The organism is Devosia sp. Root436 (assembly GCF_001426345.1).
Lineage (GTDB): Bacteria > Pseudomonadota > Alphaproteobacteria > Rhizobiales > Devosiaceae > Devosia.
This window is the reverse complement of sequence record NZ_LMEM01000013.1, coordinates 190,270-202,399: the sequence shown is the minus strand read 5'-3', so window position 1 is coordinate 202,399 and position 12,130 is coordinate 190,270. Positions and strand designations below refer to the sequence as shown.

Genomic DNA, 12,130 nt, shown 5'->3' with positions numbered 1-12,130 from the left:
GTCGGGACAGGCAGGGCTCATCCGTCATTCTGGCGACAGCAACAGAATGGATGGCATGACCATGGCAGACGATCGGTTCATCCTTGGCGGCACGGGAACGGAGATGTTCTCGGGCATTCCCGTCAGCGACTTCCGCACCGCGCTCGACTGGTACCGGCGCCTGTTCGGCGCCAAGCCGAGCTTTTATCCCAACGAGGTCGAGGCCGTCTGGGCCATTGCCGAGCATCGCTGGATCTACATCATCGTGGATGCCAAGCGCGCCGGCGGCGCGATCCAGACCATCATGTGCAGCGATCTTGAAGGACAGATCGACCAGATCGCCGCGCGAGGCCTCACCTGGAGCCAGCAGGAAATTCCCGGCGAAGGCGTCCGCAAGGTCATGTATTACGATCCCGACGGCAATGAGATCGGTCTCGGCCGCATCCCAGCTGCCTAGCGCGCATCCCTCGGCGGGCCAGGAATTAATGGATAATTAAGCCTATTATTTACAGCATCGGTAATTGTTTAGCGCGGTTGCCATGCACAGAAGCCACTTTCGCAAAACAGTTTTGTCGTCCCGCCAGTGGCTGCTCATGTCAGCGGCGCCATTCGTCGTGGCGCTGGCGACCCTTTCGCCGGCATCGGCACAAGTGGCCATTGGCGGAAACAGCACGCCGCTGGATCCTGCGCTTATCGATGGCAGTGTCGACCTCTATATCGGTACGACCGGTCCCGGTACCCTGACCATTCCCAACGGCAGCTCATTGACGAACAATAGCGCTTACGTCGGTCAAGATGGGGGCGGCATCGGCGTCGCGACGGTCTCGGGTCAGAATGCGCGGTGGGACAGTCAGGGCGACCTTGTCATCGGGCAATATGGCGATGGAACGCTCGATATTCTTGCCGGCGGGCACGTCAGCGGGGCGACAGGCTATATAGGCGCCAGCCTGGGCGGCGTCGGCGTCGTGACGGTTTCAGGCGAGGATGGCTCAGGCAATGCTTCCACCTGGTATCTCCAGCAAGGTCTGAACATCGGCGAGGAGGGGACAGGTACCCTGAACGTCGCGCAGGGTGGTCATGTCACCACGGATGGGCGGGTCAGCGTTGGCTCCTGGGGTACAGGCAGCATTGCGCTGTCCGATGGCGCCACACTATCGAGCCATGACGCCATCCTTGGTATCACCGGCTATGGAGAGGCAGTCCTGGCATCGGGCGCGGCCTGGACCGTGGCGGACCAGTTCACGGTGGGTCTGTTCGCCCAAGGCGTTCTGCGCATCGAAGACGGCGCCAGCCTGACCAGCAGCCAGGGCTATGTGGGTGCCAATCCCGGTGGCGATGGGGATGTGACTGTGACCGGGGGCGCGAGCTGGGAGATAGCCAGCTTTAACCTCGCCCTCGGCAATTACGGCGTTGGGGTGATGACCATCGACGATGGCGCGCGCGTTTACGCCAATGGTGGCGTCGATCTCGGCATATCGGATGCGGCGGCCAGCGGCACGCTGCATGTGCTGGGTATGCCGGGCGCGCACGGGGTTCTGGAAACCAGCGGTTTGCGGGGCGGCATAGGCACCGCAGATGTCACCTTGGATGGCGGCATCGTGCGGGCCACCCGCGACAACGCGAATTTCTTCAGCAACTATGGCGCCCAGCAGGTCACCCTCGACGCCGGCGGCGGCATCATCGACACGAACGGCCACGATATCGGCATCGCTCCCGAAATGACTGGGGCGGGCAGCCTGACCAAGGACGGTTTGGGCACGCTTACCCTGACCGGCGCCAACACCTATGGCGGTGGCACGACAATCGCGGCGGGCACTTTGCAACTGGGCGATGGCGGGACGAGCGGCAGCATCTTGGGAGATGTTGCCAATAGCGGCGTCCTGGCCTTCAACCGCTCGGACGCCGTGACCTTTGGCGGGACCATCAGCGGGACGGGCGGTGTTTGGCAGGTCGGCACGGGACAGACTACGCTCGGCTCCGACAGTTCAAGCCTGTCGGGCACCTCCCGCGTATATGACGGCATTCTCTCCGTCGACGGCACGCTTGGCGGGTCGATGGAGGCCATAGGCGGGCGACTGCAGGGCATTGGCCAGGTGGGCGCAACGACGAATTTCGCCGGGGGTACCATCGCTCCGGGCAATTCGATCGGCACGCTGACGGTCGCCGGCAACTATGTCGGCAATGGTGGTGCGCTCGAAATCGAAGCGGTCCTTGGCGACGACAGTTCGGCCACAGACCTGCTGGTGGTGACCGGCGATACGTCCGGCAGCACCATTGTTCGTGTCATCAATCTCGGCGGCGTCGGCGCGCAGACCAGTGAAGGCATCAGGATCGTCGATGTCGGCGGCGTTTCCGGTGGCGATTTCACGCTTCTGGGGCATTATACCTTCGAGGGGGCGCCCGCCATCGTTGCCGGCGCCTACGCCTATCGTCTCCATCAGGGGGGCGTCAGCACGCCCGCCGATGGTGACTGGTATCTCCGGTCCGCCTTGATCAACGGGGCTACCCCGGCCGGACCGCTTTATCAGGCCGGCGCGCCGGTCTACGAGACCTATGCCACCATGCTGGGGAGTTTCAACGAGCTTGAAACTCTGCAGCAACGCGTCGGCAACCGGTCCTGGACCGCTGGTATGATCGAGACCGGTGCCCTGCCTGAAGCGGCTGGCGGCAATAGCGGCATCTGGGGCCGGATCGTCGCCCGTCACGCCAAGATGGATTCCCGATTTTCCACCACCGGCGCCGATTTCGATGTCGGCACCTGGCAATGGCAGGCCGGCGCCGATCGGCAGCTCTATTCGAGCGCGGCCGGCAATCTTATCGGCGGCCTTTCAGCACGATACGGCACCATGGCGGGCGATGTGAAGTCGGTGTTCGGAAACGGTTCGATCAGCACCGCCGGCTATGGCCTGGGCGGATCGCTGACCTGGTATGGTTCGAGCGGCTTTTATCTCGATGCCCAGGCGAACGTGACCTGGTATGACAGCGACCTTTCTTCCTCGACCGCCACGACCAGCCTGGTTTCGGGCAATAATGGCTTCGGCTATTCCCTTGGTGTCGAGGCCGGCCAACGGATCGCGCTTGCTCCGAACTGGTCGATCACGCCGCAGGCGCAACTAACCTATTCCGATGTCGCCTATGATGGCTTCACCGACGCCTACGGCGCCGCGGTTTCGCTGGTCGAAGGCAATGACTTCAATATCCGGCTGGGCCTTTCGGCCGACTACCAGGATAGCTGGACCGATGCGTCCGGCGAGACCAGCCGTGTCCATGCCTTTGGCATTGCCAATCTCTACTACGACGTTCTGCCCGATAGCAGGACCGACGTGGCTGGCGTGCAGCTGGTCAACACCCAGGACAATCTCTGGGGCGGCCTCGGGGTCGGCGGCACCTATGCCTGGGGCGACGATAAATACGCCGTGCATGGACAGGTCGACGTGAATACAGGTCTCGCCAATTTCGGCAGCAGCTTCAGCCTTGCCGGCACGGCCGGCCTCACCGTCAAATTCTAGGGCCGCTGCATGATAGCTCGGCGGCCTGACCGCGGCTGACGGCCCCGAAGTCATCAAGGCTCAAGATCGCCAATCCCCAGCTGAAATTCTTCGAGCGGATATCGGGAATGGCGCGCCACGGGATGTCATGCGAGGGCGGCAGGTGGAGCCTGACCTGTCACAGACCTTCGAGCGCCTGTAAGCGGCGGCGGTTGCAGGTCCATCATCGAGTGGAGCGGCGCCTCGGTCAGAACCGATAGCTCAACCCGGCTCTTACCGAATGAGTCTTGAGCGTCTGTTCATAGGAGGCGTTTATGCCGGTACCGCCGATGTTGAACCAGTCGAAATCGAAGCGGCCGAAATCGCTGTAGCGATATTCGCCGCGCAGGCTCAGGTGATCGGAAATGGCATATTCGGCCCCAAGGCCGATCGTTCCGCCAGCGGCGATACCATTCCACTCCTTGGCAAACGGGCCTGGCAAATAATTGGCGGCGTTGTCGAACCCGGTTACCGCCAGCCCGCCTGTGGCGTAGATCAGCAGCCTGTCGGCTGCTGTCACGCCCAGTCGCACCCGCAATGAGGCTTGCCACTGCTGGGTTGTCTCGAAAATACTCGAAGCGGTCGTGTGCCTACCGGTAATATTGGTCAGTTCCGCATCGGCTTCGACGCCGAGCACTGCTGCGCCGGTCTGGTAGACATAGCCGATATGGCCGCCGCCAGTGAACCCGTCCATGTCGGCGTGAGGAGTGTAGCCCGTCGGCAGTCCCGTTGCCGAAAAGAACTCGGTAACACGGGTCTCTCCGGCCTGATAGCCGCCCTGAACTCCCAGGTACAAGCCCGTCCAGTCGAAATCCGGTACGGCCGGACTATCCTGCGCCAGTGCCGCGCCGCCACTCAGCACTACAAGCAATGGCGCTACAATCCAGATTTTCGACATGGAATCCCCCACCATGAGGAAACATTAGTGGCTTTATCGGCAGGCGTGAAGAGCCAGCCGCCAGGGGAAATCGCTTGGGACGCACGCGCCAATCCAGGACAGGCAGCTTTTCGCTCAAGGCGACGCATACCCGTCACCTTGACCCAACAGCAAGGGAGTCCCTACAAGGTTAGGCATGGCAACAAACATCTGATTAGCCGCACTTGGCGGCATTGAGCGAAGCGCCGTCACCCATTGCGGGGACGCATTCATTTGCCACGCCCTAATCAGAGATTTCGAGTGTCCACACTTTACCTAACTTGCGGCCTTCCCGGCTCTGGGAAGACGTCTCTCGCCAAGTCTATTGAACGGGAAGCATCTGCGCTTCGTCTCACTGGAGACGACTGGATGCATGAACTTTATCCCGGCATCTCCACGCAGGAAGCGGAAACCGGTCCATATCGAGGACGCGTCGAGGCTCTGCAATGGCAGGTCGCCCTGCGCACCGTCAGGCTTGGTTGCAACGTCGTCGTCGACTGGGGTGTATGGTCACGGGCGGAACGTGACACGTGCAGGGAAGACGTCCGCGCCGCTGGCGCGAAGGTCGTACTCTGCTTCCTTGACGTCCCGTTTGAGGCGTTGTGGCACCGGGTTTCGCGAAGAAACACTGCGCTTCCAGCGGGTACGTTCGAAATTTCCCGAACGGATCTGCTCAGGTGGTCGAAACTGTTCGAGCCGCCCACCATGGACGAGATGTCGCTTTTCGATCGACCTGATCACCGGGTGCCAATGTCCTTCGTCTGACGACGCCACAACCGCGCGATGATGGTCGGACGCCATACGGTCCAAAAACAGTGCCGAATGTTCGATCACGGTAGCCCGGTGTCGTGAACGACCAGAATGTCGCAAACCGACTTTGCCATTCTCCACTAAGCACGAATGTCGTGCCTGTATTGCGGCGCTTCGCGCGCGGGCGCTCCACGCCTCCCCTCACACCGCCCGAACTTCGGCGAGCCGCCTGATGGCGTAGTCGTCGCCCCAGCATACCGCGGCCTCCCAGGCGGCCGCGGCCTGGGCGGCGATGTCGTGGGCCTCCCCTTGGAGGCCGGCGGCGTTGTGGGGAAGCACCAGGTCGAGGTCGGGCACGTCGCGATGGGCCTCGTCCCAGTCGATCAGCGCGACCCGCTCCGCCGTCATGCGGATATTGCCGGGATTGTCGGGGTTGCCGTGGACAATGCAGGCCGGGCGCCCGGCGAGCCGTGCCCATGCCGCCCGGCAGCGCTCGGCAGCGCCTGGCGGCATCACCGCGAGGTCGATCCGCGTCCCGGTCTCTTCATGCAGGAGGTCGGTTGACGAGCGCCAGCCCGGGCGCTGCGGCCAGTCCTGCGTCAGGCGATGCAACTGGCGCAGCGTGTCGGCCACGCGCCGCCAGTCAGCCGCCGTTTCGGGCGGGCCGCCTTCCATATAGGTCATGACCGTCAGGCCGTTGGCGAAAAACCGGCCGTCCTCTGTCGGGATCGGCACCGGCACGCTGAGGCCGGCGCGGTCGAGATAGTGCATGAGCCCGGTTTCCCAGGCGAGATCGGCATCGCTCCTGGTGCCGAGGCGACCGACCGCGAGCCTGCCGTGGATGCGCAGGCTCCACACGTCATTGGCCGACCCGCCGGTAAGCGGCTCGATCCGCACCGCGTCCTCGCCCCAAAGCCTGAGCGTTTCCCACCCCACTGACGGCATCTCCAACCGGGCCACTAAAATTCATCCTAGGCCAGGACGCCGGCACGGAACAATGCAGTCCCGCCATCGGGCCCCCGAGCCGCGCGCCAGCCAGCACCGGCTTGCGGCCCCCTGCCCCCGCTCAGCTCGTCAGCACGATCCGCATCAGGTCCGCCGTGTTCCGCGCACCCAGTTTCTCCATCACCCGCGCCCGGTGCACCTCTATCGTGCGCGGGGAAATGCCCAGTTCGCGGCCGGCTTCCTTGTTGGATTGACCATTGGTGATGAGCTGCAGCACTTCGCGCTCGCGCGGGGTGAGCTGGGAGAAACCGCGCACTTCCACCGGCCGGCGGCCGCCCTGCATGGCACCCAGATGCACGTCGCGGCGCAAGGCGTCGCGGATGACGGTCAGCAGGTGCTCGGTATCGATCGGCTTGGAGATGACGTCGGAAGCCCCCAGCTTCATGGCCGTTACCGCCGCTTCGACCTGGGGCATATCGGCCAGCATGAAGACCGGCGTGCCGGTGCGCATGGCCTTGACCCGGCGCAGCAGGCCCAGCCCACTTTCCTCGCCCATGCGCAGGTTGAGCACGACGATGTCGGGCCGACGCCGTTCGAGGCCGACAATGAAATGAGCCGCCTCCAGCGAGAAGGTGGTCTGAAACCCTTCGAGGCGGAACAGCACGCTCAGCGCCTCGCAGGTCGCCGGATCGCCATCCACGATGTGGATCAGCCTGTCCCGATTGAGGAAGGAGTGGTAGTAAATCTGGTCGCTCATGTTGCCCTCTGCCCTGCCAAGTTTCGCTTGGATGCGATCATCGGGCAGCAGGCGTCACCATCGCCGGCATGCCTGTGGCAGCCTGCGACACCGGCCCCCCGTGTGAATCGCAGCGGTAGTTTGCGCTAAGTGTTCGTGCCGTCCGACAAGGACAACACGTAGGATGAAGCACCTAGGTACTAGGTCTATTTGCCTAGTATACGCTTGTCAACGGACATTTTTCCTATTCCCACCGCATGGAAAAGCCGGCCCCGCAAGACCGGCTTTTGTTTCGATCAGCGCGGATTGGCGCGCAGCGCGTCCCGGATTTCAGTGAGCAGGACTTCTTCCTTGCTGGGCGCCGGGGTTTCGGCGACAGGCTCGGCGGCAGCCTTGCGCTTCATGCGGTTGATGCCCTTGACCACCAGGAACAGCACGAAGGCGATGATGGTGAACTTGACCACCGCATTGATGAACAGGCCGATATTGAGCGTGGCAATGCCCGCATCCTTGGCCGCGGCGAGCGAGGGCACCGGCACGTCGCCGGGATTGGACAGCACGACAAACAGGTTGGAAAAGTCGATGCCACCGATGATGAGACCGATGAGCGGCATGAAGATGTCATCGACGATGGAGGAGACGATGGCGCCGAAGGCGGCACCGATGATCACGCCGATGGCGAGATCGATCATGTTGCCTTTGATGGCGAAATCCCGGAATTCCTTGAACATGGCCTAACCCTCTTCTAGTGATCCGTTCTTGCTGACACGGCCGCGCGACAGGCGGAGGCCGAGGATTGATGACCCGGCTGGGAAAAGCAATGGGTCCAGAGTAGGTCTTGCGCAGGTTTGGCGGCGGGCCGATAGTCCCAGCGCGCCGGAGAACCAGGACTGCAAGCCCTATGGCCGCCCACAAGCACGCCGCCGATACCAGCCTGAGGCAGGCGATCGACCACATTCCGCAGGGCATCGCCGTATTCGATGCCGGCCTGCATCTGGTCACCTCGAACAGCCGCTACAATACGCTGCTGATGCTGCCCGTCGCCCTGACCCGGCAGGGCACGCCGCTGTTCGACATCGCGCTCTTCCTGGGCGACCGGGGCGATTTCGGCCCCGGGGACGCGGCGCGGCTGGCCATCGAGCGCATCAACCTGCTCACCGCTTCGCCGACCACGGTGACCCAGCGCCTGGGCAATGCCGGGCAGATGCTGGAATTTCATTCGAGCCGCCTGCCCGATGGCGGGCTGGTCATCAGCTTTTCCGACGTGACGGCGCGGGTGCGGGCCGAGCACGAACTGGAGGGCATGAACCAGTCGCTGGAAGAGCGGGTGGAGGAGCGCACCGCAGCGCTGACCAGGGTCAATTCTGAACTCGAAAGCGCTCGCGCCAAGGCCGATGCCGCCAACCACGACAAGACGCGGTTTCTCGCCGCCGCCAGCCATGACCTGCTGCAGCCGCTCAATGCCGCCCGCCTCTATACCTCGACACTGATCGAGCGGGCGAAATCGACCGGGCTGGCCGATCTCGCCAATTCCATCGAGGCCTCACTCACCGCGGTCGAGGACATTATGGGGGCGCTGCTCGACATTTCGCGCATCGACAGCGGCGCTCTGAAGCCGGCGCCGGCGCCGGTGGCGGGGCGAGACCTGCTCAAGAAGATCGAGGTGGAATTCGGCCCCCTGGCGCGCGAGCGCAGCATCTCGCTGCGCATCGTGGATAGCGATGCCACCGTGATGGTGGACCGCATGCTGGTGGGCCGCATCGTGCAGAACCTGGTCTCCAACGCCATCAAATATACCCAGCCCGGCGGCAAGGTGCTGGTGGGTCTGCGCCGGCGCGGCAACCGCATGCGGCTCGACGTGATCGATACCGGCATCGGCTTCAACCGCGACCAGCACCGGCTGCTGTTCGCTGAATTTTCCCGGCTCGAACGCGGCGCCCGCATGGCGCAGGGACTGGGGCTGGGACTCTCCATCGTGCAGCGCCTGGTGACGGCGCTCGGGCTGACGCTCGAACTCGACAGCCTCGAAGGCCGCGGCTCGCGCTTTTCCCTGTTCCTGCCCGCTACGCGCACCATCCGCGCCACGCCCGAAGCCAGCGTCGCGCCCACCGAAACCAGCTTCGGCACGCTGGGACTCAAGGTGCTGTGCGTCGATAACGAGCGCGCCATCATCGAAGCCATGGAGGGCCTACTGCGCCACTGGGGCTGCGACGTGCGCAGCGCGCTGTCGCTCAAGCAGATCGACCGCGAGCGGCTGCTCGAAGGCTGGTATCCCGACCTGGTGCTGATGGACTACCACCTCGACCAGACCTCCGGGCTCGATGCCATCGAGTGGCTGCGGCACAATCTGGGCGGCCACCTGCCGGCGGCTTTGGTGACGGCAGATCGCAGCCCGGCCGTGCGCGCGCTGGCCGAGGACCGCGGCATTGCCGTGGTCACCAAGCCGGTCAAGCCCGCGGCCCTGCGCGCTGCCATCAGCGGCCTCGCCAACCAGAGCCGCAGCCCGGCCAAGCGCGTGGGCTGATCAGACCGGTGCCCCATCCTCCTCCACCGCGTCATTCCCGCGAAAGCGGGAACGACGGGTGGATGGACGATGTCGAATCCGCCTCTCGCCATTCGACCAGCTTCCGGTACAACCACAATCGGAGGATCATTCCATGCGCTATCTCTGCCTCGTCTGCTTCGACACCACCCTGCCCGACACGCTGCCGCCGGCCGAATGGGCGCAACTGGTCAAGGACTCGGCCGAATACGATCGCGAACTGCAGCGCCAGGGCCATTTCATTGCCGCCGAGGCGCTGATGTCGCCCGATACGGCCACCACCGTCCGCCTGCGCAATGGCAGGATGAGTGCCACCGACGGCCCTTTCGCCGAGCTCAAGGAGCAGGTGGCCGGCTTCATCCTGATCGAGGCGGCCGACCTTAACGAGGCCATGCGGATCGGCGCCAACATCCCGCTGGCCCGCATCGGCTGCGTCGAAGTACGGCCGGTGATGTGAACGACGCCAGGGCCGCCATCGAGGCCGTCTATCGCGCCGAAGCGCCGCGCGTATTGGCGACGCTGATCCGCCTGCTCGGCGGCTTCGAGCGGGCCGAGGAAGCCCTGCACGATGCCTGGCTCGCCGCCCTCGATAGCTGGCCCGAGAGGGGCGTGCCGGACAATCCGCGCGCCTGGCTGGTCTCGGCCGGGCGCTTCAAGGCCATCGACCGCATCCGCCGCGAGGCCCGGTTCAACGCTGCCAGCGCCGAGCTGGAACAGCAGATCGAGCTGGCCGCCTTGCCCGAGGATAACGACGCACCCGCTATCGCCGATGACCAGCTCCGCCTGATCTTCACCTGCTGCCATCCGGCATTGGCGCCCGATGCGCAGGTGGCGCTGACCCTGCGCGAGATTTGCGGCCTCACCACCGAGGAAATCGCCACCGCCTATCTCACCAAGCCGGTGACCATCGCCCAGCGCATCGTGCGCGCCAAGGCCAAGATCCGCGATGCCGGCATCCCCTATGCCGTGCCGGGACCGGCGGAACTGCCCGACCGTATCGAGACCGTTCTGCAGGTGATCTATCTCGTCTTCAACGAAGGCTACCTGGCCTCGTCCGGCGCAACACCCCTGCGCACCGACCTGTGCGCCGAAGCGATCCGGCTGGCGCGCCTGCTCGGTAAGCTGATCGAAGAGCCGGAGGCGACGGGCCTGCTTGCCCTGATGCTGCTGCACGATGCCCGCCGCGCCGCCCGCGTCGCCGATGGCGAGATCGTGCCGCTCGACGAGCAGGACCGGACGCTGTGGAACCATGCCCAGATCGCCGAGGGGCAGATGCTGGTCCGGCAGGTGCTGGCCGGGCGCTTCAGCCTCTATTCCGTGCAGGCCGCCATCGCCGCCTGCCACACCGCCGGGGGCAGCGACTGGCCACGCATCGTTGCCTTATACGACCTGCTGGTGCGCATCGATCCATCGCCCATCGTCGACCTCAATCGCGCCGTGGCAGTGGCCATGCGCGACGGCCCGGAAACAGGGCTGGCGCTGATCGACGGATTGGAGATGAACGACTACCGCCTCTGGCATGCCGCAAGGGCGGACCTGCTGCGGCGGCTGGGGCGGATGGATGAGGCTCGGAATGCCTATGAGGCTGCGCTGGCCATGACGACGCAGGAGGCGGAGCGGCGGTTCATTGGGCGGCGGCTCAGGGCGTTGAAAAGCTAGGCCTCCACGGCCAGGCTGATCACCACGTCCGCCCGGTCCTGGGACAGGCATACCAGATCGTAATTCGGCAGGTCGTTCCGCTCGATATGCGCCCGGTTGCGCTCCTCGGTGAACAGCCCTTCCGCGCCATGGCGCCTGAGCAGCCGCGCTTTTACCAGTTCCCGCTCCACATCGATGAACACCGCATAATCCAGCAGCGGCCTCACCCCGGCCCAGGGCCCTTCGGTCAGCAGCAGGTAATTGCCCTCGACCACCAGCATGCGTACTTCGGGCTGCACGGTGAAGGCGTCGTCCACCGTGTCCTCGATCTTGCGCGAATAGCCGGGCCCGCTGACCGCGTCTTTCGCCGTCTTGAGGTGGTGGAGGAAGCTGACGAAATCCGCCCCCTCGAAGGTATGCGGCGCGCCCTTGTAATCCACCTGCCCCATGGCTTCGAGCTTGGCATGCTTCATATGGAAGCCATCCATCGGCACCAGCGCAGCGCTGCCGGGATGGACGGCGTTGAGCATGGTCACGAGTTCCGCCGCCAGCGTCGATTTGCCTGATCCCGGCCCGCCGGCAATGCCAATGGCAATGCGGCGATGCGCCTGACTTTCCAGTTCGAGAATATGCGGCACCAGCCGCGCCAGCGCCTGTTGCGGCGTCAGATGCAGGTGCTCGGGCGCCATCAGCGGGCCTTGCTGAGCCGGATGAGCAGCCAGACGGGCACAACCAGAGCCGCGCCGGTCAGGATGTAGAAACCTATATTGCGGAACAGGCCAAACCCGTCGCGCAGCGTTTCGCGGAGCAGGCTGATGGCGCCGCGGATGACGCCCTGCACGTTGACGCCGAAGACGCTCATGACGAAGCCGACCAGCAGCGAAATGAAAGCGAGCTTGATGATGACGTTGATCGGATGGCCGCCGAAGAAGCGCTCGATACCGGAACGCCGCGTCGCGGTCTGGGGTTGGTCGGTCATGCAGGCCTCCCTGTTGTGGTCCTGGGGGATCATATAGGGTGTTTGCCGATTTGCAGAAGGTGCTTGGTGTCCAGCGCGCGTTCAAATGTGACTCTGACCGTCCCCCACACGCCGCTTC

General features: G+C 64.3%; 12 protein-coding genes. 6 read left to right on the top strand and 6 right to left on the bottom strand.

From position 1 onward, the window contains the following. The first annotated feature begins 55 nt into the window (after positions 1–55). Both ASD04_RS15645 and ASD04_RS15640 read left to right on the top strand, forming a co-directional pair. Positions 56–436: a VOC family protein gene (locus ASD04_RS15645; protein WP_200940274.1), complete on the top strand. Its 381-nt coding sequence runs from the start codon at positions 56–58 to the stop codon at positions 434–436. Between the two features lie 136 nt (positions 437–572). Next, positions 573–3,488, top strand: a complete 2,916-nt coding sequence (locus ASD04_RS15640) for an autotransporter outer membrane beta-barrel domain-containing protein (RefSeq protein ID WP_056259305.1) — start codon at positions 573–575, stop codon at positions 3,486–3,488. A 226-nt stretch (positions 3,489–3,714) separates the two neighbouring features. Here the strand turns inward: ASD04_RS15640 and ASD04_RS15635 are convergent, their stop codons facing one another. Beyond that, positions 3,715–4,404: an outer membrane protein gene (locus ASD04_RS15635; RefSeq protein ID WP_162245145.1), complete on the bottom strand. Its 690-nt coding sequence runs from the start codon at positions 4,402–4,404 to the stop codon at positions 3,715–3,717. Positions 4,405–4,683: 279 nt separating this feature from the next. On the opposite strand from ASD04_RS15635, the gene ASD04_RS15630 reads away from it, so the two are divergent. Next, complete coding sequence (locus tag ASD04_RS15630) at positions 4,684–5,187, top strand: AAA family ATPase (RefSeq protein WP_056258964.1); 504 nt, start codon at positions 4,684–4,686, stop codon at positions 5,185–5,187. A 186-nt stretch (positions 5,188–5,373) separates the two neighbouring features. On the opposite strand, the gene ASD04_RS15625 is transcribed toward ASD04_RS15630, so the two are convergent. The 3 genes from ASD04_RS15625 to mscL form a co-directional block, all read right to left on the bottom strand. Beyond that, entirely contained in the window at positions 5,374–6,108 is a 735-nt protein-coding gene (locus tag ASD04_RS15625; protein ID WP_056258961.1) for a phosphotransferase, read from the bottom strand. Between the two features lie 130 nt (positions 6,109–6,238). After that, positions 6,239–6,874, bottom strand: coding sequence for a LuxR C-terminal-related transcriptional regulator (locus ASD04_RS15620; protein WP_056258957.1), 636 nt, complete (start codon positions 6,872–6,874; stop codon positions 6,239–6,241). Positions 6,875–7,149: 275 nt separating this feature from the next. Further along, complete coding sequence (gene mscL / locus ASD04_RS15615) at positions 7,150–7,584, bottom strand: large conductance mechanosensitive channel protein MscL (RefSeq protein WP_056258954.1); 435 nt, start codon at positions 7,582–7,584, stop codon at positions 7,150–7,152. Positions 7,585–7,754: 170 nt separating this feature from the next. Between mscL and ASD04_RS15610 the strand changes: the two genes are divergently transcribed. The 3 genes from ASD04_RS15610 (at position 7,755) to ASD04_RS15600 (ending at position 11,054) form a co-directional block, all read left to right on the top strand. Next, positions 7,755–9,377 (top strand): hybrid sensor histidine kinase/response regulator, encoded by a 1,623-nt coding sequence (locus tag ASD04_RS15610; protein ID WP_056258952.1) that lies wholly within the window; start codon positions 7,755–7,757, stop codon positions 9,375–9,377. A 133-nt stretch (positions 9,378–9,510) separates the two neighbouring features. Then, on the top strand, positions 9,511–9,852 hold the full coding sequence (locus ASD04_RS15605; RefSeq protein ID WP_056258948.1) for a YciI family protein: 342 nt from the start codon (positions 9,511–9,513) through the stop codon (positions 9,850–9,852). Continuing rightward, positions 9,849–11,054, top strand: a complete 1,206-nt coding sequence (locus tag ASD04_RS15600; protein WP_056258945.1) for an RNA polymerase sigma factor — start codon at positions 9,849–9,851, stop codon at positions 11,052–11,054. Before ASD04_RS15605 ends, ASD04_RS15600 begins: the two co-directional genes overlap by 4 nt. On the opposite strand, the gene ASD04_RS19635 is transcribed toward ASD04_RS15600, so the two are convergent. Both ASD04_RS19635 and ASD04_RS19630 read right to left on the bottom strand, forming a co-directional pair. Continuing rightward, the gene (locus ASD04_RS19635) at positions 11,051–11,722 is read right to left on the bottom strand and encodes a hypothetical protein (RefSeq protein WP_056258941.1); all 672 of its coding nucleotides are present in this window, start codon (positions 11,720–11,722) and stop codon (positions 11,051–11,053) included. The genes ASD04_RS15600 and ASD04_RS19635 overlap by 4 nt on opposite strands. Then, a complete protein-coding gene (locus tag ASD04_RS19630) occupies positions 11,722–12,012 on the bottom strand; it encodes a DUF6460 domain-containing protein (RefSeq protein WP_056258938.1) in 291 nt (96 codons plus the stop codon). Before ASD04_RS19630 ends, ASD04_RS19635 begins: the two co-directional genes overlap by 1 nt. Positions 12,013–12,130 lie beyond the last annotated feature (118 nt).